Raw genomic sequence first — 24494 nt, 5'->3', positions numbered from 1 at the left:
GGTTTTTAATTCACTTAGCTACTAAATATTTCATGGAGATAACTGGAGTAAGCGACCTCCCCCTCCATTACGGTAGAGTTCCAAACTGGCTAATCCCAATAATGAGAAGACTTTCTAGGGCAATTATGGACGTTATGCTCTTGGAGTGGGGACCGGGAAAAGTAGTTGAACGTCTTTCAAATCCTCTTTGGTTCCAAGGATTTAATAACGTAATAGGTATGGACTGGGACTCCTCTGGCTCAACTACGGTAACGTTGGGAATACTCAAAGAGGTAACTAGACCTCAAGACGATGGATTAGCCATTCTAGGCGGAAAGGGGAGAAACTCGCTTAACGTACCCTTAGAGCTGCGCAAGTTACCTGGCAGATTTGACGTGGATGTGGAGAAACTAGAAAGAACTAGCAGGTTGGTCGCGAAAGTCGACTCTACCCTTCTTCAGGATGGGTATGAACTATATCATCATTCCCTAATCCTGGACGAAAAAGGCAGATGGGGAGTAATCCAACAAGGGATGAATCTGGAGACGAAGTTCGCCAGGAGGTATCACTGGATATCCGTAGCAAACCCGGTGGATGAGCTTAGGGAAGGAATAGCCGGGGCTTACAACGGAGTAGTACTTAACGTCCATGAGTCCCATGAAGCCAAGGAGGTAATAATTGATCTTCTGGGGGAGGACCCGAGGAGGATTAGTAGACAATATCTACAATTGATGTCTTATATAAGAGGAAATTCCATAGAGTCCTGGCTTGGGCTAGGGACCTTAGGGGCAATATCGAGGGAAGCGAGGATGATCTACATGAAACCGGTTGACGTGAATAAGGTAATGAAGATCCTAAACCATGTAAGAGAGTTCTCTCCAACCAATCTTCAAGACGCTCTCCTCCTCGGCTTGGGTCCGTCAACAGTAAGAGCCTTGAGTTTAATATCGGATCTGATATACAGCGAACCGCCATCCTACAGGGATCCAGTGAACTATCCCTACGATCCCTTTAAGTACGCCTTTGCCATAGGCGGTAAGGACGGTGTCCCCTATCCTGTGAGACGAGACGTAGCTTTCGAGGTAATACAGACACTTGAGGATATAGTAAGCCAAACTAAGTTAGATAAAAAAGATAAGAGTCTAGCACTAAATAAGCTCAGGGAGTTAAAACTTGGAACTTCGAAAAGGTCTTGAGGACATAGCGATAAAAGAGACTTCAATAACCTATATTGACGGTGATCTCGGTAGACTTTACTATAGAGGCTACTCAATATACGACTTGGCCAGTTTTTCGAACTTTGAAGAGGTATCCTACCTAATCTGGTATGGAAAGCTACCTACGCAACGTGAACTGGCGGATCTAAAATCTCACTTAGCTGAAGAGAGAAATGTATCTGAGGAAATATCCACTTTTGTGTCTAAAGTGGCTAAGACTGCGAACCCCATGGACATTCTTAGGACTGCAGTGAGCATGATGGGTCTAGAAGATAGAAGGGAGGAGGGACTTGTCACTAAGGCTATAAAGATCACCGCAAAAATTCCAACTATAATATCTTTGATTCAAAGGACTAGGCGTGACCAAAAGTTTATAGAACCAGACCCTTCCTTATCCCACGCTGAAAACTTCCTGTATATGATAAACGGTGAAAAACCTGACCTCAATTTCTCTAAAACCATGGACGTTGCTCTCATGCTTCACATGGACCACGAAATGAACGCCTCTACCATGGCGTGTCTAGTCGTTGCGTCTACTCTGTCTGACATATATTCTTCTGTCGTGGCTGGTATTTCAGCTCTAAAGGGTCCACTCCACGGTGGGGCTAACTCTGAGGCACTCAAGCAGTTCATGGAAGTTGAAAGTCCAGACCAGGTCGAGAAGTACGTTTTGAATAAACTAAGTACCGGGCACAGATTGATGGGTTTTGGTCACAGAATATATAAGACCATGGATCCAAGGGCCAAAATTCTCAAGGACTATGCCAGGGAAGTTACAGAAGGAAAACCTACTGAGAGACTTTATAAGGTTGCAGAGAAAATTGAAGAAATAGGAATTAAAATTCTAGGAAAGAGAGGTATTTATCCCAATGTAGATTTCTACTCAGGTTTAGTGTTTTTTTCCCTGGGTTTTGACACTGATCTCTTTCCTACCATATTCGCTTCAGCTAGGGTTGTTGGATGGACAGCTCACGTTGACGAATACTTGCTGGACAACAAGTTAATTAGACCTAAGGCTATTTACGTTGGAGATCTAGGAAAAAAATACATTCCTATAGATGAAAGGCAATAATTTTTAAATGCGGCTAAGATACCTATAAGAGTGATGATAAAGCTAAGTATCAATAAGGAGGAGATTATTTTCAATAAAACTATGGAGATGTCAAAGGGGATCGGCGACGCTATACTCAGGTTAAACGAACTGGTCAAGAAAGTTATAAGGGGAGATAGGGACGGGTTAACTTCAGAGTCGATTAAAATAAAGTCCATTTATGAAAGGGTTGCAATGACCAGGGAAGAGATAGTTTCAATGCTTTACGGCGAGGCATTCTTGCCCGACTTCAAGGAATCAATGATGATGTTAACCCAAGCTTTGTACAACACTATCAAAGCTATAAAAGATTCAGGGAGGGCGATTTCATCCAGGAGACCCAATGAGGATCTTTTAAAGACCCTGAGTGAAGGACTTCTGACTTACATGAGTACCATCATTGAGGCAGGGGAGAAACTCTCTACGATGATTTCCTACATGAAAGTCGATATGAAAGAATCGATTAGGGTCGGAAAAGAAATACAGCTTCTTGAAAGGAACGGAGATGATATCAAAGATGTACTCATTCAGAGATTATACGACTCTGAAAAGGTCGCAGATGTAATTAGTATCCTGCAGTTTAAGGACGTCATAATATTCATGGACGATATTCTTGATTATATGGAAGAAGCTACGTTAAGTATAGAAACTCTTTACGCGACGCTAAAGGCCTAATCACTGCGGTGGAGATGAGATCTTCTTTATGAATTTTGCTTTCTGCATCAACAATATTTTATTGATGGAAGGGGGTATAACTAATTCATCGATGTAGACTAAAGAATCGATATACTTGTCTAACGTTTCCTGATCCAAATCTGGTAAGGAAAGCTTACCAATGTTTCTGAATGATATAATCTTGTTAGAGGAAATGATTTCAGACTTATAGACTGTAAGTTCTCCTATGTTTGAGATTACAAGAACGTTCTTTTTTGACTCATTAAACCCATCTATAAAGGCCTTTCCGGTATTCTTTATACTGTCCTTGACGTTATAGGTGATCATTTCAGCTTCAGCCACAGCACTTAAGAACTGACTCATGGCTTGATTCGTAAGTTCTCCTACGGTCTTACCTGTGTCATGTGCCAGTTTAACTATTCTCTCATATAACTTGGAATCTATGCCCCTAATAGTTACGGTTTTATTTTCTTGGTTGTTGTCATCAGACATGATTTCATGTTTTCTTGAAAACATTTAAACCTTTCTATGACAGTTGGTGTCATCAGACTTTATATATACAAACTAAAGTCCAAACGATAGAAAATGAAACCTTAATGTTCTAGGATTATATTCAGAATTATAACAAAAGTTTAAAAGTGCGCTTTCGTATTACCTAAAGAGGGAATGGACATTGGCTCAATATCAAGTTCAACCATATGTAGGTAGAATTCTTGCGGAGCACGGTTTTAATAAGAAAATTATTATACCTATAAAAATGATTACAAATCTAGAATCAACACTCAATGTCGCTTTACCAAGATCGGTAGAGGGACTTGTTGTAGTGTCCAATCAGAGCGAAAATTTTTGCGAAAAAATGAAAGGTGTAATATCTAGGGTAAGACCGAACTCCTTTGTAATGTGTTTATTTGATGATTATCATCCAGCCGGTATGGTTTCATTGTTCTATAAGTAATGGGAAGCTTTCCAAAACTTATACAAGCTTTATCGAGGACCGATCATCGACAGTGCTCATACTATGCATCAATGAGTTCCCAACGGTTCGCTGACCATTGGTGCCTTCTATTAGTATGTCTACACATCCAACATTTTAGATAACATACTGAATTGGGATCAGAACCTCTTTTTATCCATGAAGTTTAGACGGCGCAAGATTTCACGGAAACTTTATGAAATTAATGATGAATCATGTTTATTTATTTACATAGATTCTCTAAAATATCTTAATTGTTTTGTAACTTTTTAGTCTTTAAGGGCGCAGAAATATATAGTCTTTAGAAATCATGACATATTAGTATTTAAACTATTCTAATCTCTTCCCGGGAAAAAGGTTTATGTGCTGATATGATTACATTAATCGAGGTTCTAATTATGACAATCGATCGCCCTCAGGCAAAGAACAAGGTCGACGTTGTATTCGATGAAACTACTAACACAGGAGTAATATATGTGGATGGCGTGGACAGTAGTAAAACTGTTACATTCAAGATATCTTCCGATCTATTGGAAAAGGTGGACGAAGACGCTAGGCGAAGAAGTGTACAGAACAGGAGCGATTACTTAAGGCATGTTATACAGTATTACATAAAAGTTATTAAATCGCAGAACTCTAAAAGTCCTTGATGGATTTCTTAACTTTATTGCTTTTTGTTATTGGGTTTTTATCCTCTTTTGTGGTTGGTGGGAACAACTCCGCAACTTCTTTGGGTATACTGATATCAACGAATTCCCTGAGGAGAAGGTACTCATATCTAGTAAGCTCACTTAGCATATTCTTTGGGGTTGCAATAGGATCCATATCAATGGAGAGTTCAATTTATGGAACAGTTAATGGACCTTCACCATATCTTGACGCAGCCGTACTTTTTGTCTTTGTTGCGTCTGTAATTTCATTTTATTACCTGAATAAGACTGGCATTCCGTCCTCCCTAAGTCAAATGATCTATCCCTCTCTTGCTGTGATAGTGCTCCTTTCTAAGGGACTTGAGTTCGATTGGACGAAGTTTTGGTTCACTTTCACTTCCTGGCTTGTTTCCCCCTTACTTGCCATACTTTGTTCCATCCTTCTCTATTTTGGGCTAGCAAAGTTAGCTACGAGGCAGAAGAAAATTATCAAGGAAATGAAAATATATAAAGCATTAATAATTTCATCAGCAGTTTTTACTTCTTTCGTAACTGGGGCTAATGCGATAGGTATCATTGTTTCTGAAGGCTTGTTGGCAGAACCTGCATACGTTACTCTCCCTCTTTACGCGTTTTCAGCTGCACTGGGAATATATTTTAGTTCCAGAAAGGCATCCATTGTTGTTGGTTTTAGACTTACAAGGATGGGTTACTTGAGCGCCACGTCGGCTCTTTTGGGGAGCGACATAATATCAGAGGTTTTTACACTACTGGGAGTTCCAATATCTATTACACAGACCGTGATGGGAGGTATACTCGGGCTGAGTTTCAGGAGTTATGGTCCAGACGTAAAAAATCAGTTGAAGCAAGTGGCTAGGGGTTGGCTGACTTCTCCCTTTATCGCGGTAATATCCTCTTTAGCGGCTTTCGGCGTTTTAAAAAGCATACTGAATATTTAAGGTCTAAAGAATAATGCCATCTCTGGAGTACTTAGAACTTCTATCTAAGGGGTTTGGATTTTATCAGATTTCATGATTTGATATCAACCCTCGACCCTTGAGCTTCACGAGAGTCGAGAGGATCTCCTCTCACCTCTCAGTGGGCTAACCCCAACCCACTAGGTAGGGGAATCTGAACAACTCTAGTCTCATGACCTTACCCTAAGTCGAAATATAGGCCCACATCTGGGACAGGTCTCTACACTTAGGTCTTATCGTACATAGTCATGAAATCATATAAACTCAACGGGCCCACGGAAACTGCTAACTAAGGCTACACACCGTTTACCTCTTATCTGAATTCCTAGACAGAGATGGAGAGCCAAATAGCACAGAGAAGTATCAAGACTGAGCCAATCAACTGATATCCCGTTAATCCTTCACCCAGTAACGGTAAGGATAAGATGGTAGTCACCACTGGCTCCAAGGCCGTTATAACGGTTGCTATAGTTGAATCTGCATACTTAATTCCCTTGTAGAAGAAATAGTACGGAATTATCGTACCTAACACTGCGAGGTAAACTCCCCCCAAAAGGGAGGGTAGAGAAATGGTATCTCTATTTAATAAAAGAAGCGGAAATACTAAGATCGACGACCAAAAAGATTGCACTCCAAGAATATCGATTTCCCTATAATCTTTAGTCTGAAGGTATTTTGAGAACGAAATTAGCATCCCATAAGTTAAGCCAGACATTAACCCCCAAAAAACTTGGTAGAAAGTTGGTGTGCCTAGGTATTCTAAATATAATGCAAAAATAACAATGAATATCGCGGCGACTTTTCTCGAGGTTATTCTCTCCTTGACTAAGCCAAACGAGATTACTGCCACGAAAATAGGCGCAGTATAAAGAAGAAAAGAAGAGAGCGGAGCACCATCAATTGTGATAGCGAAAGTGTAAGTCTCATAAAATAACCCAGAGACGAGGCCCATAATTATGGATTCTCTCCTGAAAAGCATCCTCCTATCGAGCAGGAATATGGTTACGATTAACGAGAACAGTGTCCTAAAGCCTACCATTCCAATGGAGTTTCCTCCGGCCTTGTAGGAAAATTGGACCGCTATCCCAATAGTTCCCCAGAGCACAGACGCCAGAGTGAGGTAATTGAACCCCTTGTTAATTTTCATTTTACCTTTATTAATGGCGAATAGTTTAAAGCCTTGGGCTACGGTTTTATGTTTCAAAACTTGGATTTGCCCGTTATTGAAGCCATCCTAAATGTTGAAGATATGGGAATACTGAATTGAAGCTAGCACTCAATCTATTAGAGTTTAATTATACAATAATTCACCCCTACGAAGATCAAAAAGAGAGGGACGATAAGGATTTCAGAGACGTTAAGGACTACCTCGAGGATCCATAAAGAAGCTAGGGAAAAGAGAAGGGAAGATAAGACAAACTTCAAATGTGGTAATCTTATCTTAGCGATCTTGTTCTTTAAGAGTGCAGTGAGGGCTAATACAAGAACAACGGCTATTCCGGTCCCTAAGAGGGTTGAGTAGTAACTTTGAGGAATTAGAGCTAATGCAACTAACGAATCCTCAAAAGCTTCTGTCATAGAAATGACCAATACCACTCCAATTCCCTCTCTTTCCTCGGTATGTTTTCTGAATCCTTTGAAGGATCTCCTTGCGCTCCTTATTAGTCTATATCCGAAATACGCTAGGATAAACCCACCTACAATTAACACGTATTGGATAGGGAGTAACTCAATGAGCCTACCGACTGTGAAGGTAGGAAATAGCACTACCGTAACACCTACTATTGCGTAAAGATAAGGTAACCACGACTTGTATGCCCCAGCATATATTGCAGACACTGCTCCAGCCTCTGAGAGCTCTAAAGTGCCCATAGCTAAGGAAGCTAAAAATATCCCAATGTCTAGTGCCATGGGTTCTGAATGCTGTTAAAGCGTTAAATAAAATTGACTTATCAAGATTTCCGAAATTTTTATCATCTCCATAGAGGGAGAGACTTTCGTTAATTGTAAGAATGACTGAGCAAGAGATTCCTACGATGTCCATCACTAACGTTGAAGTATCGTCTAGTCATTTGTATTATGGGTTCAATCGTTATAGTTTCTTATTTTATTATAAAATTTATAAAAGAAAAGCAAACGTCGCCCTTTAGGGCGGGGAGGAGATCAGCTACTTGGAACGTAGTAAAACATAGAGATTTAGAATAGTATAACTGCAGGTCGGTTTTTATCTTACAATAGATGAATAAATTAAAAAAGCTTTTTATTATTATTGACCCTTTATATTATGGGTTCAATCGTTATAGTTTCTTATTATATTATAAAATTTATAAGGTTAGTTTCGGTTATATATAGATGAGAACAAAATGGGTAAATTTTATCTAGCTATGGGCGTTGTCCTCCTGATCGATATAATACTCTACTCCATTTATCCGCTTTTTAATAATTCATCACCATCCATAGGGGGGCTAACTAATTTTTATTCATATCAAATAATTCTACTCTTCGTCTCAACAATCCTTTTTGCAGGTATCTCATTGGCAATAAAGGAAAACGGTTCTAGAAAGAGGTGAGTTGTGATGGCATTGGGGAATATAGACGCAGTTTCCTTAGCAGTATTTTTAGTTCTTTTCGCTATATTCGCATTTTTTGGTTTTTGGGCTTCAAGGTGGAGAAGGGGCGATCTATCTAGGATAGACGAGTGGGGACTAGGGGGAAGAAAGCTAGGTTGGCTTTTGGTATGGTTTTTGATGGGAGCGGATCTTTACACTGCGTATACTTTCATCGCCGTCCCATCTGCTATGCTTACGGTAGGCTCCCTATACTTCTTCGCGGTACCCTACGTAGCGTGGGCCTTTGGAATAGCTCTTCTAACTATGCCCAGATTGTGGACGGTTTCAAGGAACAAGGGTTACGTCACTGCAGCTGACTTTGTCAAGGACAGGTTCGATAGCAGATGGTTAGCAATAGCGATCGCCCTTACAGGTGTCGTGGCTGAGTTACCATACATCGCTTTACAGATAGTCGGAATGCAGGCAGTCCTTGCACCAATGATTGCAGGAGTTACAGGAGTTGTATCAAAGTCAGTATCAGACATCGCCTTGATTATCGCCTTCATAGTGTTGGCAGCTTTCACTTTCACGAGTGGGTTAAGAGGTGCAGCTCTAACAGGCGTTATGAAGGACATACTGATCTGGATTACTGTACTAGCTGTCATTATTATTGTCCCATTGAGTTATGGTGGTTTCGCTACTGCTTTCTCCAACGCTCTACATAATTCCGGTACAGTTAATCTTGAACTTAATCATGCGAAAGGTTCTATCCTGTACGGTTACCTCTCCCCTAAGCTAATACCCGCTTACTTCTCGTTATCGCTAGGTAGTGCGTTTGCCCTTTATCTTTATCCACACGCAATAAACGGTTCGTTGAGCTCCGAGGACAAGGAGAAATTAAAGTTAGGAACGTCCTTATTGCCCATCTACGGTGTGGGTTTGGCTCTGTTAGCTCTATTCGGCGTCCTGATCTATGCCGTCCCCGCAGCGCTCAATAGTGTGCTAAAGCTGGGAGCAGGAACCTTTGTAGTTCCTTCCTTGATAGCTTATACGATGCCCGATTGGTTTATAGGTTTAGCTTACCTGGCGATTTTCATTGGAGGTCTAGTCCCTGCTGCTATAATGGCTATAGGAGTCGCTAACCTGTTAGTTAGAAACGTGATCAAGGAGTTCAAGCAATTGCAACCAAGGACTGAGGCCAACCTTGCTAAGATTATTTCCACAGTGTTCAAGTTCTTAGCGTTGGGTTTTGTATTTCTTGTTCCAGCAAGTTATGCTATTCAGTTACAACTGCTTGGTGGCATTCTAATCACGCAAACCTTGCCGGCTATATTTCTCGGTCTGTATACGAATAAGTTAAACGGAAAAGCAACTCTTGCGGGATGGGCTATTGGAATAATCTCCTCTCTAGCTCTAGTTATAGAAGCTAACGCAAAGTTCGGGGTAATAAAGACCAGTCTATATGCTACGCCTGTTGGACCTCTATATATAGCCCTATTGGCCTTAGGAATCAATCTAGTAGTATCAGTAATAGGATCTGCGATAGCATATGGTATGGGTTGGAGACCCTCTCAAAAGGTAAAGGCTGAGGAGATTACTAAGGAGCTCTAATTCAAGTGGATTAGAAGTTTTTAAATCAGATTGTTTTTTTGTCAAGTCAATAATATCATTTTTTCTTCGTATACCCATTAAAGGGATTGAACCAGTAAGATTTATATACATATTTTATTTTATAAAGGATAAATAATAACTATGGGCTCTTTTTAGCTCAGCCATTAACCTAAACGAGAAGTTAGAATCCTTAAGCTTTTGTCAGAGTAAATCTAGAAACTTAGTTCGGATAAATCTTCAATGAATCTCCCCACGATTAATACCGAGATTAAATAGGGAGTTCAACGTCTCTATATTTGTGGACCTGAAAATAGAGTCTCCAGAAGATGTAGTTTTCCCGCCACTTCCAGAGCTTTCTTACGTATGCTCTGGAAAAATATCTGAAAGTAAGTGTTCAGGTCAAACCATATTTAGGGATCAGGATTTCATTACAGCCACACCTTCTGATCTAATTTCTTCAATGAGCATTTCAGGCCTAGTGAGATCTAGGCTTAGGGGAAGGAAAAGAGAAAGATGGCTGAACTACATTACAAAATATAACATTGAGATAGAGCCCAGAGAATTTTCTGCAGTTCTAAAGACAGGCTCATTGGTTACCATATACTCTGACGGACTTGACTTTGAGGAAGTCTCAGGGAACATAGTGTTCAAAGAGTTTAGGGTATCTGGGATGGGAAATACGTATAACGTGCTAGATAAGTTGCTCGAGATTGACCCACGTCTAGTTATAGTAGAAATTAGAGGGAATCTATGGTATCTTGTTTCTGCGTATAAACTTATCTCTATGGATTTACACATAAGAAAAGCGTTGGAGAAGTTGAGCAACGTTAGTAGGATTGAGTGCGACGAGATATCCTCTTTCAAAGGCGGAAGAGTTTGTATGAAAAAAACTCAATGAATATTCACAAAAAGTACTCCTACGTAGAACACACTTAGCCTCTGTAGCTGTTAAGCCCTTCGCCTGAAAATAGGGTAGGATTTTCAACTTTAATGACCTATATCTCTCTGAAAGTTAAACCTCAGACCTCCTCCCCGCCCCAAAGGGCGAGGTTCGCCGTTCTTTATAATAAGTTAACTTTTTATTGCAATAACACTTTTTAAACTCTATAACAAAGATCTAGTAATGCCTAAAAAGAGCGGTTCAAAAAATGAGAGCAGGTTAATATACATTCCCTTCATTGCCCTTGCTCTAGTAATTATCCTATTTGTAGCATTAAGTATGAGACCATCCGACGTATCTCAGCAGACCCAAAGTGCCTTCACAAATCTCGTAAAAGTATCATCCACAGATTACGCCAGTTCAGGCAAGGTGGAGGTCTATTTCGTAAGTTGGTACGGTTGCCCCTACGGAGCTACCCTGTCGTGGCCTCTCTACGTGTCCCTTGAGCACTATGGAGTAGTTGGCGTAACACCACACACTTCCCTAACCGAGCCAGGACTATCTAGTTATCCCATACCAGGTCTAATTTTTCAAAACTTCACCCCTAGTTCCAATCTGGATTTTCATTTCTATTATATTTATAACCAATATTTGAATGAAACTGTCTCAGGTCAACCTCTGGACGGTAAGGGGGTTCAGTTAGGCCTCCAAGAACTGAGCCAAGAAGCCCCAAACTGGTTAGTTAACCTGATTAGCGAATACCAGCTGAATAGGACTTTGGTTGCCTTACCTAATGGTTCCCAGGCACCAATAGCTTTTGCTTCTGAGACACCTCACCTAGTGACCACTTTAGTTATAACTGGTCCTGGGGGGACCTGGATCCTACTAGGCTATCCCTCTTCGTTCACCCCTCAGGACGCTGTTTCCATAAGTACGGATCCCAGCGTTATACTTAGTGAGATTAATAGTGGAACAGTACCTTCACAGATCCAAGTAACCGCGCAACAGTTACTTCAAGTTATACAGCAGGCGTCATGACTTTAAAGAAGTCACTGTCCTTTTCTACCCTGAACCTCTTAGCCCATGTGAATTGCTCTATCCTATCTACGGGTGGTGTTTTTTGATCAGTTATTAGAATGAGTTTTTCCGAGTTGGAGGCATACTTCTCCACGAGTTCGTTGATTGACTCAACGTTATAGAGTATCGGTCCAACTTCGATTTCATGAAATCTACCTTGCCTTAATATCTCAGAGTAAGTAGAGTTCGAATTCCAAGCCTCCATAACGGAGACGTTCCCTACTAACTTATTTTTGGGGTATATAAAAAGTGGTAGTATAGTAACCTCTACATCACCGGGCTTCTCTACTATCTTGGAAGAGATAGTTTTCTTTATAACCGAGAATAATCTCTTCATATAAGATCTTCCTAGCTCTGCGTCATAGTCTTTATCTCTGTCGTATCTTTCGTGAAAAGTCTTGTTCAGCCAGATAAATGAATCTATTATTTCATTTTCCCTTTTACTTATTATATCAATAAGCTCTATCTTAGAAGACTTAGATAGGGGAGATGCCCTGTTAACGCTCTGTCCTGCTAGTGCAGGGGTCAATATTAGGATTTTTTTCCCTTGAATGTAGCTCTCTATATCTTTCAAGTTAAAGGCGTCCTGTTCAAGAGAGGCTAGTGGATTGGCAGCTAAACCTACTCTCATTTTCCCCTCTTGCGCTGTTGAGTAGAATGTGAACCTGTAATGATCTATTTCCTCTGCAGATGGAAACCACTCCTTGTAAATCTTCATTCCCTGTTCCCTCTTTTCCTCAACTATGCCCAGTATCCTCTCAAAGGCCTCATGTGTGTCCTTATAATCATCATCAAGCAAGCCATAGGGTATAAATAAAGGCTCACCAACTTTAGGGAAAAGGTATCTAAATCCGTATAACTTTGCAATCTCAGGAATTCCAGAGTCTATCAGGGTTTTGATCGCCCTTTTCATTAAGGGATTAAGGTGGTCTATATGCAAAATGTTCTTCTCATCTTTCTTTCCGAAAATAGACATGGATTTGTATCAACATTTAAAGTTATAAAAGTCAATGTTGGGTCATGTCATCGGATCAGGTCTATTTGACTTTGCTAGAGATATTTATACTAGTAACTGTTGCACAAGCCCTCAAGATTTCAGGGAGTAGGGTCAGGATTCCTCCTATAATAATGGAACTTATTACAGGTTTAATCCTCGGTCCCTTTGCCTTGGGAGAATTTCTTAATTCATTGCTTAACCTGAATATATTCACAATAAACAGTTACTTACTCCTCTTCTCCCAATTCTCAGTAATCTTACTGATATTTGCGGCGGGTCTAGAACACGGGTTCAGATCCTTGAGATCCTCAGGGGCTTTATCCGTCCTAGCTGCAACCTTTGGTGCTATTCTTCCTTTCCTTGGTGTATTTTTTTACATGTTGAACTACGTCTCTTTCAATACAGCGATACTCATGGGGGCAGCTAGCGCAGCCACTAGTTTAGCAGCTGTGGCCTCAATAATTTCGGGGGAAAAGCTGGAGAACGAAAGGTACATCAAGATAACCATGTCCGCAGCTGCCATAGATGATGTCGTAGCTTTTATAATTCTTTCAGTTTCCCTAGCTATTATAGGAGGAGCCCAATCCACTGCCTTTGGTCTTGTTAAGATCATTGCTACTGTGGTAATATCATGGTTGATCATCTTCTTTGCCTCAGTTTTCATTATACCTAGGCTTGTTTCAATGGTCTCTGGATCCCTAGTTGTAGACTTGTCTCTATTGGTTCTATTTGCACTGGTGACTATCATGATATCATTGGGTTTTTCTCCAGTGATAGCAGCCTTCATAGCAGGTGTGGCCATAGCTGAGAGTAGAAAGGCTGAGATTATTCGGGGTATGGTTTCGGCAATGATAGGGATTTTTGGCTCCATTTTTTTCATAACCATAGGGGCGGAAACCGACGTCTTTTCCTTCCTATCTTTTCAGGTATTGTTTCAGGGAGTTATAATCACTCTCATAGCTGTAGGGTTGAAATTCCTTGGTATCTTTCCATTTGCTTACTTTTATAATAAAGACACAAAAAAGGCGATAGCATCTTCTTTGGGTATGATACCCAGAGGGGAGATGGGATTAGTTATTTCGTCTATAGCGTTCTCTTCCGGTATCTTTGATCAGATGGACCTTGCAGAGATCGTGTTAATGAGTCTCTTAACTACCGTGATTGGTGCTATCTCGTTCGAGAGCAGTGTAAAAGGTCTGCTCAGGACTGAAAACTAATAGAGTTCAAGACTTGTTATTCCATGCAAAGTCTTATTTTCAACCTGTTTTTAAATTTTAAAAATTGACCTCAGGAACTTAAGGATTACGATAATAAAGATAACTGTCATTATCCCAAACATAACGAGCCCAGTTGAGAGCTCCTGGTTAATGGAGAACGGCGAGAAAGGGTAAACCTCATCAGAATACGGGGGCCATCCAACGATCAGGATTACTGATAGAACGCTGTCAGCGCTCATCCACAATATGAAAAGGAAAAGCTTCACGGCTGTCGATAATCTGGACGTAGCCCCTCCTCCAAGGATACCAGCGGAAAATAAGGATAAATCATTCATGGCTCTATATGCGGGTGACGAAGCTGCTAGGGCATATAATAGCGGAACATGCCATAGTCCTACTAACGCGATGCTAAGGGATACGAGATAACCTGGAAGAGTTCTTCTCTCCATGAGCAGGAACCCAGATATAAATAGGAGGTAATGAGTGGCCATGAACAAAGGCTCCAACGAGAATTCTTTTAACTCTGTGTAGGGATTTATGGAAAATATTAGTAGTATCAGCGCTATAACGGAATTCCTAGATCTAAAGTAGGTAAATCTCACAAAAAATATATTTGTAAATTAGCTTTTAAAAAACTATTCTGGAGGTATCTCCTTAAATACTAGAGAGATATCAATACCTTTTCTCTTATTGTTATATTTAGAAGCCAAGTAGACAACAACGCCAACAGCTATGACTCCTAGGACGAAGAGTAGAGTAGTAAAGTTTACCGAGTTGTTCCCAGTCGTAAATCCAAACAGGGGATTGGTCGCAGCCTCATAGGTTAAGAACGCGAAGTAAATTGAAGATATTATTCCTGCGACTGAGAGGGATTTAACTTTCTGCTTTAATCCGTACAGGGCTCCAGCCACGCTTGCTACAAGGAAGTACAGGGACCCAAGAATCGTGGCTCCGTATAAACTTAGCGCCGCATTAAGAGAAAATACAGGAACTAGTAGGAAGAGGAGCGTAATAGTTAGATCCAGGGCGTGAGCGTAAATAGGGGATCCGTACTTGTTAACTTCAGCGAACTTCTCCGGTAAGATTCTGTCGAAAGATAGAGCAAATATATACCTTGAGAAGACGATGACGCCATAGGAAAGGACGAAGAAATTCCACAGTATAGCTCCGAGGCCTATGAACCATTGGAGGATTGGGTTCCCAGCTAAGGCAATGGCAACTGTCCAGAAATTGTAAATGAAATATGGATAGGCCTGGAAATTAAATTGATATCCTGCAACAACATCCATTTCCAAAAATGCCCCTGTTACCAGGGCTGCGGTAAGTAGGAGAGCGAACAATAAGTTGAACTTTGCTACCTTATCGCTCTGTTTAAACTCAGCGGAGACTGCTGGTCCAGCTTGCATCCATGGGTAAGTGTATAGGGCAAATAGTGGAAGTAGCAAAATGGTGGAAACTAGACTGAAGTTAGAGGGAAAAGTGACGTGAGGAGACGTCTGGTAGGTCGTTATCAAGCTTGAATTAATAGAGTTAAGAAATGGCTGAATTGAAGCCCCAAAGTGGGTAGCTGAAGCTCCTATCACTACCATGGCTACGACGAGAGAGGCAAGGGAAAAGACCCCTAGTATGCTTACTATGGAGTAGCCCCATTTTGACCTGAATATGTTTAGGAGTATGATCAGGACGAAAAATCCTGCAGCTATCCCATAAAATAGGGCCTTTTGCTCCAAGGTAAGCCCTCCATTATAGGGGTTAACGAAGAGCGTATTTGATAGGCCAACAAGCTGTTGTGAGTTGTCCACGCTCCCTATGGTAAAGAGCACTGCGTTAATGCTCGATGCGGAGAAGAAAGCTACTAAAGCGAAGTAAGCAACGGACTCAAGCATTAGTGATATGGCCATGACTGCACCGATCCCTCCGTTTATGCTTCTGCTAATCCATACATAATCACCACCGGTCCTTCCCATCTTCCTAGTCATGTAAGTGTAAACTAAGAGCTGTGGGAAAGCGAAAATCATTCCTATGATTGAAGCTAACCACAACACGCCTCCAGGATAGCTATTGATGTAAGGGGATATGGACTCAAAGAGTGTAATACCAGCTGACATATTTCCAACGTTCAGCATTATCGCGTCCAACAATGTTACTTGTTTTAAAAGACCAGAACTTTCCCTTATGAACACGTTTCTTTTGTTACTCACGTAGACCAAGTTGGGAAACCGATTTATATTTTTTACTCAGCTGATTACATGTATGACGTGAAGTATCCCTAGTGCATTTACTTAGTTAAGTCAAAAAAGTAAGGTGGTCAAGGGTTGGGACTGTATGAGCATTGCAATGTACAGGAATACAGCACCTATTAAGATAAACAAACCATTCAACAGGGGATTGTTGTAGGCGAAATGTGCTAGAGCGTATCTTACCCACCTGCCTCTCCTTTTTACGTATATTCCCCTCTCAGTGAGCACGTCCAAAACAAGGTGTGATGGTCCAGCAACTATACCTAAAAAGGCAATAATTGGGACTCCAAGAATTAGGGAAAGGGGCAGAGATGGTAAAATCCCCCACGGAAGGCTTCTAAGTAGGGTATGGGTTCTGGGGGTTCTCCTTATGTAACCGTAACGAACTTCATGACCTAGCCTATCAATGAGGCTGTTTGAGATCCACGCTATTATGAAGGAGACAAGAAGAGAGTCGTAGAAACCTAGAAACGGGGACGACATTAGGGTAAGAACTCCCGTAGTGAAGACGTAATGAGTTAACAGTTTCATTAATGACTTTTGTACCAACTATGTTTTATAATTTTTGTGAATTCAGACTTTACATTTTAAGCAAGAAATCAAACCTAAGATCGGATCGCTGTTCGTACGTTTCTCAGGTACTTTGGGTCTTGAAATACTTAGAAATATTAATTTTACTGATGTCGTTAATACCAACCCCAAGGAAACATTTAATAGAGATCTGACCTCCTCCCTGTCCTAAAGGGCTAGGTCTGCCGTTCTTTTATAAAGGGATTATTTTCAATAATATTTATGTATCTTCCTAATTCTCAATTATTCTAACTTGATGTATGTGGAAAAATTTTTAAATATTATGTCTTTAAAAACGATTATGACCTTTTGGCTAGTACCTATTCAGGAGGACATGTGGGACGTTATCCAATACGATGGGATTTACGGTTACAAAAATAATCTAAGTAAATATATAAAACAAGGTGATAACATTATTTTCTACGTAAGCAAATATTACGCTTCGAGGTATGGTGGCAAATTGGTGGGAATTGGTAGGGTAGTATCGGACTGGTACTACGACGAGACGCCGATATATCCTGAGGAGAAAGTTAGGAACAGGGCTTTATTTCCTCACAGGGTTAAGGTAGAGGTCTGGGTTACGGGAGCCTGCGACGTTAAGAGTCTCATTGGTAAGGTGAAGTTTGTCGAGGACACCGTTCAGTTGCCCAAATACTTAAGAAACGCACCCGCCAACCTAGGGAGGCCAATACTGGATTCGGACGCTAAAGTTATGGAGGAGTGTCTGAGACAGACTATGTATGACTGAGAATGCACTCCTTTACCTTTTGTAGTACCTCTTGATTATCTAAACCGAGTATCTTAACCTCGCTCAATCTCAGTTGGGCCAGATCCCTTTCAAGGTCTTCTAAATCTTCTTCTGACCCGAAGAAGTCCCCCGTAACCTCGACCTTTACTCCAGGAGTAAAGAAGACCCTTACAATCACCGTTTTGCCAGCCTTGGATCTAAATACTTTCTCACATATCTCAGTCACTCCAATCACCTTAAAAAGGTCCACTTGTCATTGGTGTACTTGTAACTTAATTGCCTAGCTAGTTCTAGCTCCAAGGTGGTAAGCTCCCCTTGGGATAAGGGAAAGACTTCCGAGAATCCCTTCATCAGTGCGTTTAGTGCTTCCTCCCTCTTTACTTCTCTTCCCAGCAACGAGCTTAAGTTAGTAACCCTAGCTGAGGCGCTTCCCCTCTCCATCTCCTTAGGTTTTGGTACCTTGATGAGCGACATTAGGGACAAATTTGTGTTAAACATGAAAGTCCCGTGGACTATTACAGCGTTGTGCCTCTGAGCTCCTGCCATACCAACAACCTTCTTATCGTTTACAACTACATCATTTATTGGAGTAAATATCCCTTCCAACCCCATGATCTTAAGGGAGCGAACCAGGGCCTCCCCTATCTGTTGGTAAGCCGACTCCACACTCCCAGTCCTTAAAGCCACTGACCATGTTATTTCTCCCCTTTCGTCATGAAGGGCTGGTCCACCTCCGGTAAACCTTCTGATTAAGGGTACCTTATATTTCTCAAGTAGATCCAAATTCACCCAATCCCTTACACTGAGGAACCTCCCTATACTAAGAGTAGTGGGGGAGAAGTTCCAAAACCTGACCGTCTCCTCCACTAGGTCATGGCTAAGTAAGATAAGGACTGCCTCGTCCAAGGCCATTTGCCTTTGCCCTGGGTGCCCCTGCTCAATTATGAGTCTCATATCTTGAAATCACCCAGTAGGTGAGCGGGTAAGCTACAACATGCATCATATAGTCGCAAACTGAACTCCTTTACGACCTTGTGATGTGGGTTGGCAATCCTCTCCACTAGTCCTCTGGAAACCACTTCCCTGTCTAGAACTTCTTTTAAGGCGAAAGGTCTCATACAGCCTAGGCTCACTTTTCCTCCCATCATTCTAGACCCCTCTTGAATCAATGGTAAGATCTTGTTTAGATCAACCTTTAAGACCCTTGATGGAGTGTCCGGAGTAGGTGTTACAACAAGGAAATTTAGAAGGTATGGCTTATACTGGGACGCAATTTTCATTTCCTCCAGAAGGTCTTCGTAAGTGTCCTTGGGAAGTCCAAGCATTACATGGGGTACAATATACTCGGGTCCAAATTCAATGAGGTTACTCAGGACTTCTACGTAGGCGTCCCTTTCCCTTTTAACTCCCTTAGACAAGTATGCTCCAGGAGAGTAGGCGAACTCAAAATCCACTATATCCACTGCGTCTCTTAACTCCATTATGGTTTCCTTATCCTGAAGACCTGGATGTAAGTTGAACACAACGTTCAGTTCTCTCCTTAACTTCCTCATTACAGGTAGGAAAGGTCTTATGGGAAGTTTACCCGACTCATCGAAACCCCCGCTGATCAAAAAGCCCCTCACCCCTTTGGAGTGTAGCTTTGTCACTATCTTCTCAAATTTTTCAGGGCTAATCGCCTCCTCCATTGTAGAAATGTACTTAGCCCCACAGTAGAAGCAGTTAAGTGAACACGAACCGCCAGTTATGCTCAAGGTCGTAAACTTGCTCCTTGTTACGAAACCTCCTATCATGATACAAACCTCAGGGGAACGTTGTACGGCTTACCTCTAGGGTCTTCATTATAAAATGGTCTATCACATGAGGGGCATCCTGAAGTAAGGAACGCCTTTTCTCCTCCATCTTTACCGTGGAAAATGAGGAACCGTAATTTTTGTATTTTTCTATAATCTTCTAGTTTTGGCGGTTTAACGTTCTCCATGGGAGTTCCCTTAACAGGAGTAAACGCGAAGAGAGCTACTTCTGCACCCACGGAATGAAGAGTTTCCATGAGAGAGATGAATTCACTCTCCTCTTCCCCAAGACCGTAGACTAAGTGAACGTAAACCTTACCCTTTCCAAAGACTTGGACAGCGTCCTCTATGAACCTAAAGTACTCGTGAAAAGTCGCAGGTTTCTTCACCTTATTCCAGTTCCCCTCTGTGGTGTCTAACCCTATCCCTAGGTAGTCAACTCCCACTCGTTTCAGCTCCACTAAATACTCCCTAGAAATCGGAACCACTGTGACCGACTTCTTGGTGTCCACGTGCTTAAGGATTTCTAACATCTCATGTTCAAATCCTGGTCTTACTACAGTCTGTAGGCAGAATCTCTTGAACGAGCTTAGCCTGCCTTTCACCTTCTCCAGGTCAACTGGGTACCACTTAACCCGCGAAAGGTAAAACTTGCTAGCTGAGTTACTCAGGGACTGGGAACAAAAACCGCACTGGTTCTGGCAACCACCAGTCATCAATGCGTACGCTGTTTGGCTATAGTAAATCCCTCTTTCTATGGCATAGTATGTACCTGCTGATAAGAGGATTTCCAAGGTATTTCATATTATTCAACATAGGTTTTAACTCTTCCCTTGGTTCCATTTAAGCTTTGGCAACAAGGTAAGCACCTAGCCATCCAGCACTTCTGATCTAAAGGGTTCCACATCAAATTCTTCGTTTTAGGTCGCTGACCAATAACAGCCCATCTACCTTTTTTATGAAGGACTTGGTATAAATATCGTATTTATTTATAGGGAGAAAAGTAAGTTTACTTTAATTGTTCCAATTGGAATATAGTTCTGGCTTTAATCCTTTTAATTATACTAGAAAAGTAAGGGGTTTTGTTTGAGGACTGTTATTTTAGGTGGAGGATTTGCAGGGATGTCTGCCTTAAATCAAAATAGGTCAGCTGTAGTGATAGACTCCAAAGAGTATTTCCTTCTCACGCACAGGTTGGTGGACGTGATCGAAACAGGTAATCCATCCCTTGCTGCCATACCATATCCACGAGGAGTGATCCGAAGCAAAGTAGTAGGAATAGACTTTAAGAGTAAGGTAGTGAAGACCACGAGCGGTATTTACTCGTATGATAAATTAATCATCGCTTTAGGATATGAGCAGGATGCAACCAAGATAAGGGGAAACGTTCAGAAGCTGGAGACTTTAGAGGATGCTCTGGAAATTCGGTCTAAGCTTCCTAAAATAAAGAGCGTTGCAGTACTAGGTGGAGGGACCTTAGGTGTAGAACTTGCTGGGGCTTTGAGGGGGATGGGAAAGGAGGTTCACCTCATTGAGGCTCAGGAGAGACTACTCTCCTTCATGACTAAGGAGTCTTCCCAGTTTGCTGAAAGCAGACTAAGGGAGATGGGGGTTAACGTTCATTTAGGAACCAAGGTGGAAAGTTTCAATGCAGGTATTCTTACCACTACTAAGGGAGAGTTCAAAGCTGAAATGGCAATTATGGCTGTGGGTTTCAGAGGACCTAAGCTGATTGAGGACTTAGGGTTAACCAACAAAAACGGGAGAATGGTCGTGGATGACTATCTGATGTCTGTGGATCATGAGGACGTTTTTGGAGCTGGGGACTCCATGACTACAAAGGGTTTCGTCCCCATGTCAGCTCAAGTTGCCGTTCAGTCTGGGAAGTTGGCCATGAGTAACGCCATGGGAGGATCGGAAAAGTTCCAATACAAACAAGTAGCGATAGTGTTGAGAATTGGTTCCGAATATTTCGGGGATTTTATGGGGAAATTTGTAAGGGGTTCAATGGCAGAACTGGCAAAGAGGGTGGGGATCTACAAGGCTGTAAGGATGGTGGAAAGTATATAGAGGAATAGTCTACTCATTTTTATTAATTGCTAAGACCTTTTCGTGATAAATTCTAAAGGTAAAGTAGGAATCCTCTATTGAGATGTTTTTTTAGAAGGAGACTTAGCGTCGAATTCAGCTATACCTTTATCCCTCTCATAAAGGTCTGATAACAACGAGCGATATAGTGCGAATTCTTAATCTAAAAAGGTAGATTAAGGGTACAATGGAGAGGAACGTAAAACCAAACAAAGTTTATCCATTCTTTTCCTCCAGTACGACTTTGTCCTGAGACACTTCCTCTAAACTCTTCAATTTAGGTTCTTTCACTGCTATTATAGTGAGTATAGCCCCAATTACACTGATTATACCTAGCATATACAGTATATCCTTTATCCCATATTGAGCAAGAAGAACGCTAAAGTAGAAAGTAGTTATGGCGGCGCCAGTCTTTCCAGCTGCGGCTGATATACCATGACCTGTAGTCCTGTAGCTTGTAGGATACACCTCGGATGGGATCACGAAGGTAGTGGTATTTGGACCAAAGTCTATGAAGAAATACGAAAGGGCATATAATGCGAACGCCTGCGTGGCTGGGATGACGAAGCCTATCAACTTAGCTCCATGGGAGATAGCTAGGGTTCCCACTAACCCATAGATTGCAGCCATCATAATGAAACCTATAGTCTGTATGGTTTTCCTACCCAGCTTATCCATTAGAGCTACCGCCGTAAAGTATCCAAAGAACCCAACCATGAAAGGAACTCCAGCATAAACTATTTCCGTTCCTAAGGAAGATGGTTTACCCAGAATGGAACTAACTATTGGTCCCGAGTATATCCCTGTACCATAAAACGCTATATCTAGCAGGAACCAAGAGCCTGCAGTACCAACTAGTAATAACCAATATTTTGACAGAAACTCCCTCAATCCCATCCTCTTTATTTTTACATTTTTACTTTCACTACCGTTATCAATTTTAGTCCCATTTACAAACCCTAAAGCTTTCTTCAGGGTTTCGGTATCTCCCTTAAGTGCAGAGTAACGAGGAGTTTCGGGCACTTTCCTTCTAAGGTAAATCACGGTAGCTGCTGGTATTGCCCCTATTAAGGCCATCACCCTCCATGCGATGTCAGGAGGTAAAGTGAAAGCCGATATAGCACCTACAGCGACTGCAACTAGGCTACCTATTCCTTGATTGGCAAAGACCAAAGCCACTAACTTCCCTCTATCCTTCACGTTGGCGTACTCACTCATTATTGTAGCTGATATTGGGTAGTCACCTCCAATTCCCAGTCCCATTACTGATCTAAATATGATCAACCACAGTACATTTGGGGATATCGCTGATAACGCTGCACCAGCTGTCAGAAGAGACGCCTCAACTCCGTAGACCTTTTTCCTCCCTAGCAGGTCCCCCAAAGCCCCAAATATAAGCTGACCGAAAATAGCTGTGAATATCGCTGAGGAAGCCAACAAACCAGTGTAAAGCGGATTTAGAACAAAGCCTGGGATTTTGTAAGCATTAAATACGTCAAGGATGGCTCCAATTATGAAGAGGTCATATGCATCTGTAAAGAATCCCATACCGGCCGTGTACCAAATCTTAATGTGGTTGAAGTTTAGTTTTAGACTGTCTATGGTCTTGAACGGTTCCATAAATCTTCCGAGCTACTCTTGTTGGCATGTTATATAATTATAACCCTCATAGTTAACATAGTCTCTATAGAACTATATAGTTAATAACTCAGGCCCATTAGTTGAGGATCCCTGAGATAGAAGACCCGATTGTCATGTCTTTACCTCGAGCTAAACCTAAGAGTGTTTTATAAAAATGAAAGATAAAAATTAAAATTAAGACGAGATAACCTTGGTCTGAATAATAGCCCTTATTCTGCTTACCATCTCTTGTTCTCTTCTAGTATAATAAGAGATGGCTGTACCCTTTCTCCCCATTCTTCCGGTTCTTCCTACCCTGTGGATATAAGTCTCAACGTCCCTAGGCATGTCAAAATTGATCACCTTGTCCACATCAATCACATCGATTCCCCTTGCAGCTAGATCCGTAGAAATGAGTACCTCACTGTTCCCCTTTCTGAAATTCATAAGATTTCTTCTCCTAGCTCCTTGGGACATATCACCGTGAAGTAGAGATGCGCTGAGCTTTTCAGAGACTCTCTCATAAAGCGATTCTGCCCTTATCTTCGTATTGGTGAATATTATAGTTTTTCCGTTAACATCTTTGAGAAGATTAAAGATCTTTTCATTCCAATTATCTCTTACTTGATAAAATATATGTTCTATTTCGACCGGTTTATAGTCATCTACCTTTAAGAATTGGGCCTCAGGTGCGAACTCCATAGCCAAATCCTTAACCTCCTCTGGAACCGTAGCGGAGAAAAACCCGAAACTTTCAGCATCGGTCTTGGACAGGATCATCCTAACGTCCTCAATAAACCCCATGTCCAACATTCTATCGACTTCGTCTACCACTGCTAGTTTAAACCTAGATAAGTCCAGGGATCCTCTACCCCAAAGGTCTAGAATTCTCCCAGGAGTTCCTATGATAAACTTGCTATCCACCTCAGCTTCTTGCCTATCATATCCAACTCCTCCTATTATTACTCCAACTGACGTCCTTTTGTACTTAGCTAACCTCCTGGCCTCATAAGCCACTTGTTCAGCTAACTCCCTAGTTGGAGTCAGAACCAGTGTGTCGACCCCCCTCTCCAGGGCGGGAATCAAGTAAGAAGCGGTCTTGCCTGAGCCAGTTTTGGCCTGAACTATGACGCTTCTTCCTGTTATGAACACTGGAATGGACAACTCTTGTACCTTAGTGGGAGCCCTGTAATTCATTTCCGTCAGAGCCCTTTTCAGTTGATCGCTTAACTGATCAAACATGAGGTGCTTGTATATTTCAGAGTTAATAAATTCGCTTGGAAAATCTTATACCATTAAATCTTTCATTAATTTAAAAAAAGATGAAAGAGATCCATGATAAAAAATATTCATCTATCCAGGGGAGACCATAATTATATTTTATGGTAGTAGAAAATTTAACGCGGATATATATGATGAATATTCAGCAACTATAAAAGGTATTTCACGGTTCTGTTTAAATATTTCAAATTGTAAAGTGATGTTTTCAACAGATATAAGTGGAATTAAATGACGTGTAAATTATCTAGTAGATCGTAATTTG

The 24494-nt window shown here is 41.4% G+C and carries 26 protein-coding genes; 13 read left to right on the top strand and 13 right to left on the bottom strand.

Annotated elements, in window-relative coordinates; genetic code table 11:
- The first annotated feature begins 32 nt into the window (after window positions 1–32).
- From GWK48_RS01225 to GWK48_RS01215, 3 genes are read left to right on the top strand one after another with little or no spacing between them, the layout of a single operon-like run.
- Complete coding sequence (locus GWK48_RS01225; protein WP_174628862.1) at window positions 33–1175, top strand: DUF763 domain-containing protein; 1143 nt, start codon at window positions 33–35, stop codon at window positions 1173–1175.
- The gene (locus GWK48_RS01220; protein WP_174628860.1) at window positions 1153–2268 is read left to right on the top strand and encodes a citrate synthase/methylcitrate synthase; all 1116 of its coding nucleotides are present in this window, start codon (window positions 1153–1155) and stop codon (window positions 2266–2268) included. The genes GWK48_RS01225 and GWK48_RS01220 overlap by 23 nt, the downstream gene beginning before the upstream one ends.
- 33 nt (window positions 2269–2301) lie before the next feature.
- Window positions 2302–2961: a DUF47 domain-containing protein gene (locus GWK48_RS01215; RefSeq protein ID WP_174628858.1), complete on the top strand. Its 660-nt coding sequence runs from the start codon at window positions 2302–2304 to the stop codon at window positions 2959–2961.
- On the opposite strand, the gene GWK48_RS01210 is transcribed toward GWK48_RS01215, so the two are convergent.
- Window positions 2962–3453, bottom strand: coding sequence for a hypothetical protein (locus GWK48_RS01210; protein ID WP_174628856.1), 492 nt, complete (start codon window positions 3451–3453; stop codon window positions 2962–2964).
- Between the two features lie 181 nt (window positions 3454–3634).
- Between GWK48_RS01210 and GWK48_RS11810 the strand changes: the two genes are divergently transcribed.
- The 3 genes from GWK48_RS11810 to GWK48_RS01195 all read left to right on the top strand — a co-directional run bounded on the left by GWK48_RS11810 (window position 3635) and on the right by GWK48_RS01195 (window position 5543).
- The gene (locus tag GWK48_RS11810) at window positions 3635–3916 is read left to right on the top strand and encodes a DUF4898 domain-containing protein (protein WP_174628854.1); all 282 of its coding nucleotides are present in this window, start codon (window positions 3635–3637) and stop codon (window positions 3914–3916) included.
- Window positions 3917–4332: 416 nt separating this feature from the next.
- Window positions 4333–4584 (top strand): ribbon-helix-helix domain-containing protein, encoded by a 252-nt coding sequence (locus GWK48_RS01200; RefSeq protein WP_174628852.1) that lies wholly within the window; start codon window positions 4333–4335, stop codon window positions 4582–4584.
- On the top strand, window positions 4584–5543 hold the full coding sequence (locus tag GWK48_RS01195; protein ID WP_174628850.1) for an inorganic phosphate transporter: 960 nt from the start codon (window positions 4584–4586) through the stop codon (window positions 5541–5543). Before GWK48_RS01200 ends, GWK48_RS01195 begins: the two co-directional genes overlap by 1 nt.
- Window positions 5544–5886: 343 nt before the next feature.
- Here the strand turns inward: GWK48_RS01195 and GWK48_RS01190 are convergent, their stop codons facing one another.
- Both GWK48_RS01190 and GWK48_RS01185 read right to left on the bottom strand, forming a co-directional pair.
- Window positions 5887–6708, bottom strand: a complete 822-nt coding sequence (locus GWK48_RS01190; protein WP_174628848.1) for a DMT family transporter — start codon at window positions 6706–6708, stop codon at window positions 5887–5889.
- 137 nt (window positions 6709–6845) lie between these two features.
- Window positions 6846–7472, bottom strand: a complete 627-nt coding sequence (locus GWK48_RS01185; protein ID WP_174628846.1) for a hypothetical protein — start codon at window positions 7470–7472, stop codon at window positions 6846–6848.
- A gap of 452 nt (window positions 7473–7924) precedes the next feature.
- Between GWK48_RS01185 and GWK48_RS01180 the strand changes: the two genes are divergently transcribed.
- The 4 genes from GWK48_RS01180 (at window position 7925) to GWK48_RS01165 (ending at window position 11639) form a co-directional block, all read left to right on the top strand.
- Window positions 7925–8131 carry a hypothetical protein gene (locus GWK48_RS01180; RefSeq protein WP_174628844.1) on the top strand — a complete coding sequence of 69 codons (207 nt, stop codon included), beginning with the start codon at window positions 7925–7927 and terminating at the stop codon, window positions 8129–8131.
- 6 nt (window positions 8132–8137) lie between these two features.
- Window positions 8138–9721 (top strand): sodium:solute symporter family protein, encoded by a 1584-nt coding sequence (locus tag GWK48_RS01175; protein ID WP_174628842.1) that lies wholly within the window; start codon window positions 8138–8140, stop codon window positions 9719–9721.
- Window positions 9722–10019: 298 nt separating this feature from the next.
- On the top strand, window positions 10020–10619 hold the full coding sequence (locus GWK48_RS01170; protein ID WP_174628840.1) for a hypothetical protein: 600 nt from the start codon (window positions 10020–10022) through the stop codon (window positions 10617–10619).
- 225 nt (window positions 10620–10844) lie between these two features.
- Window positions 10845–11639, top strand: a complete 795-nt coding sequence (locus GWK48_RS01165; protein WP_174628838.1) for a DUF929 domain-containing protein — start codon at window positions 10845–10847, stop codon at window positions 11637–11639.
- On the opposite strand, the gene GWK48_RS01160 is transcribed toward GWK48_RS01165, so the two are convergent.
- Window positions 11620–12654 carry a hypothetical protein gene (locus tag GWK48_RS01160; RefSeq protein WP_174628837.1) on the bottom strand — a complete coding sequence of 345 codons (1035 nt, stop codon included), beginning with the start codon at window positions 12652–12654 and terminating at the stop codon, window positions 11620–11622. The genes GWK48_RS01165 and GWK48_RS01160 overlap by 20 nt on opposite strands.
- Window positions 12655–12698: 44 nt before the next feature.
- Here GWK48_RS01160 and GWK48_RS01155 point away from each other — a divergent pair, with 44 nt between their 5' ends.
- On the top strand, window positions 12699–13892 hold the full coding sequence (locus tag GWK48_RS01155; RefSeq protein WP_174628834.1) for a cation:proton antiporter: 1194 nt from the start codon (window positions 12699–12701) through the stop codon (window positions 13890–13892).
- A gap of 50 nt (window positions 13893–13942) precedes the next feature.
- Here the strand turns inward: GWK48_RS01155 and GWK48_RS01150 are convergent, their stop codons facing one another.
- The 3 genes from GWK48_RS01150 to GWK48_RS01140 form a co-directional block, all read right to left on the bottom strand.
- Window positions 13943–14494 carry a DUF1404 domain-containing protein gene (locus tag GWK48_RS01150; RefSeq protein WP_174628832.1) on the bottom strand — a complete coding sequence of 184 codons (552 nt, stop codon included), beginning with the start codon at window positions 14492–14494 and terminating at the stop codon, window positions 13943–13945.
- 33 nt (window positions 14495–14527) lie between these two features.
- Window positions 14528–16093, bottom strand: coding sequence for an APC family permease (locus tag GWK48_RS01145; RefSeq protein WP_174628831.1), 1566 nt, complete (start codon window positions 16091–16093; stop codon window positions 14528–14530).
- 90 nt (window positions 16094–16183) lie between these two features.
- A complete protein-coding gene (locus tag GWK48_RS01140) occupies window positions 16184–16663 on the bottom strand; it encodes a DUF1286 domain-containing protein (RefSeq protein WP_174628829.1) in 480 nt (159 codons plus the stop codon).
- 340 nt (window positions 16664–17003) lie between these two features.
- Between GWK48_RS01140 and GWK48_RS01135 the strand changes: the two genes are divergently transcribed.
- The gene (locus GWK48_RS01135; protein ID WP_246263860.1) at window positions 17004–17450 is read left to right on the top strand and encodes an EVE domain-containing protein; all 447 of its coding nucleotides are present in this window, start codon (window positions 17004–17006) and stop codon (window positions 17448–17450) included.
- Here the strand turns inward: GWK48_RS01135 and GWK48_RS01130 are convergent.
- Genes GWK48_RS01130 through GWK48_RS01115 form a run of 4 tightly spaced genes read right to left on the bottom strand, consistent with a single transcriptional unit; the run spans window position 17437 to window position 20037 of the window.
- Window positions 17437–17676, bottom strand: a complete 240-nt coding sequence (locus GWK48_RS01130) for a hypothetical protein (protein WP_174628827.1) — start codon at window positions 17674–17676, stop codon at window positions 17437–17439. The two genes, GWK48_RS01135 and GWK48_RS01130, sit on opposite strands and share 14 nt — an antisense overlap.
- 5 nt (window positions 17677–17681) lie before the next feature.
- Window positions 17682–18404: a lipoate--protein ligase family protein gene (locus GWK48_RS01125; RefSeq protein ID WP_174628825.1), complete on the bottom strand. Its 723-nt coding sequence runs from the start codon at window positions 18402–18404 to the stop codon at window positions 17682–17684.
- Window positions 18401–19243: a LipS1 family lipoyl synthase gene (lipS1, locus tag GWK48_RS01120; protein ID WP_174628823.1), complete on the bottom strand. Its 843-nt coding sequence runs from the start codon at window positions 19241–19243 to the stop codon at window positions 18401–18403. Before lipS1 ends, GWK48_RS01125 begins: the two co-directional genes overlap by 4 nt.
- Entirely contained in the window at window positions 19240–20037 is a 798-nt protein-coding gene (locus tag GWK48_RS01115; RefSeq protein ID WP_174628822.1) for a radical SAM protein, read from the bottom strand. The genes lipS1 and GWK48_RS01115 overlap by 4 nt, the downstream gene beginning before the upstream one ends.
- Window positions 20038–20329: 292 nt before the next feature.
- On the opposite strand from GWK48_RS01115, the gene GWK48_RS01110 reads away from it, so the two are divergent.
- Window positions 20330–21313 (top strand): NAD(P)/FAD-dependent oxidoreductase, encoded by a 984-nt coding sequence (locus GWK48_RS01110; RefSeq protein ID WP_174628820.1) that lies wholly within the window; start codon window positions 20330–20332, stop codon window positions 21311–21313.
- 234 nt (window positions 21314–21547) lie between these two features.
- On the opposite strand, the gene GWK48_RS01105 is transcribed toward GWK48_RS01110, so the two are convergent.
- The gene (locus GWK48_RS01105) at window positions 21548–22951 is read right to left on the bottom strand and encodes an MFS transporter (RefSeq protein ID WP_174628818.1); all 1404 of its coding nucleotides are present in this window, start codon (window positions 22949–22951) and stop codon (window positions 21548–21550) included.
- Between the two features lie 195 nt (window positions 22952–23146).
- Entirely contained in the window at window positions 23147–24193 is a 1047-nt protein-coding gene (locus GWK48_RS01100; protein ID WP_174628816.1) for a DEAD/DEAH box helicase, read from the bottom strand.
- Window positions 24194–24494: the final 301 nt, after the last annotated feature.

Origin of the sequence: Metallosphaera tengchongensis, assembly GCF_013343295.1 — an archaeon.
In the GTDB taxonomy this organism is placed as follows: domain Archaea; phylum Thermoproteota; class Thermoprotei_A; order Sulfolobales; family Sulfolobaceae; genus Metallosphaera; species Metallosphaera tengchongensis.
Note: the sequence above shows the minus strand (reverse complement) of the source record. Positions and strands in the feature narration are given on the sequence as shown.

Bases quoted from the DNA above. Each gene is read 5' to 3' on its own strand.
- GWK48_RS01225 (WP_174628862.1), top strand. From the start codon at position 33: ATGGAGATAACTGGAGTAAGCGACCTCCCCCTCCATTACGGTAGAGTT.
- GWK48_RS01215 (WP_174628858.1), top strand. From the start codon at position 2,302: ATGATAAAGCTAAGTATCAATAAGGAGGAGATTATTTTCAATAAAACT.
- GWK48_RS01210 (WP_174628856.1), bottom strand. From the start codon at position 3,453: ATGTCTGATGACAACAACCAAGAAAATAAAACCGTAACTATTAGGGGC.
- GWK48_RS01200 (WP_174628852.1), top strand. From the start codon at position 4,333: ATGACAATCGATCGCCCTCAGGCAAAGAACAAGGTCGACGTTGTATTC.
- GWK48_RS01195 (WP_174628850.1), top strand. From the start codon at position 4,584: ATGGATTTCTTAACTTTATTGCTTTTTGTTATTGGGTTTTTATCCTCT.
- GWK48_RS01190 (WP_174628848.1), bottom strand. From the start codon at position 6,708: ATGAAAATTAACAAGGGGTTCAATTACCTCACTCTGGCGTCTGTGCTC.
- GWK48_RS01185 (WP_174628846.1), bottom strand. From the start codon at position 7,472: ATGGCACTAGACATTGGGATATTTTTAGCTTCCTTAGCTATGGGCACT.
- GWK48_RS01180 (WP_174628844.1), top strand. From the start codon at position 7,925: ATGGGTAAATTTTATCTAGCTATGGGCGTTGTCCTCCTGATCGATATA.
- GWK48_RS01175 (WP_174628842.1), top strand. From the start codon at position 8,138: ATGGCATTGGGGAATATAGACGCAGTTTCCTTAGCAGTATTTTTAGTT.
- GWK48_RS01165 (WP_174628838.1), top strand. From the start codon at position 10,845: ATGCCTAAAAAGAGCGGTTCAAAAAATGAGAGCAGGTTAATATACATT.
- GWK48_RS01160 (WP_174628837.1), bottom strand. From the start codon at position 12,654: ATGTCTATTTTCGGAAAGAAAGATGAGAAGAACATTTTGCATATAGAC.
- GWK48_RS01155 (WP_174628834.1), top strand. From the start codon at position 12,699: ATGTCATCGGATCAGGTCTATTTGACTTTGCTAGAGATATTTATACTA.
- GWK48_RS01140 (WP_174628829.1), bottom strand. From the start codon at position 16,663: ATGAAACTGTTAACTCATTACGTCTTCACTACGGGAGTTCTTACCCTA.
- GWK48_RS01135 (WP_246263860.1), top strand. From the start codon at position 17,004: ATGACCTTTTGGCTAGTACCTATTCAGGAGGACATGTGGGACGTTATC.
- GWK48_RS01125 (WP_174628825.1), bottom strand. From the start codon at position 18,404: ATGAGACTCATAATTGAGCAGGGGCACCCAGGGCAAAGGCAAATGGCC.
- lipS1 (WP_174628823.1), bottom strand. From the start codon at position 19,243: ATGATAGGAGGTTTCGTAACAAGGAGCAAGTTTACGACCTTGAGCATA.
- GWK48_RS01105 (WP_174628818.1), bottom strand. From the start codon at position 22,951: ATGGAACCGTTCAAGACCATAGACAGTCTAAAACTAAACTTCAACCAC.
- GWK48_RS01100 (WP_174628816.1), bottom strand. From the start codon at position 24,193: ATGTTTGATCAGTTAAGCGATCAACTGAAAAGGGCTCTGACGGAAATG.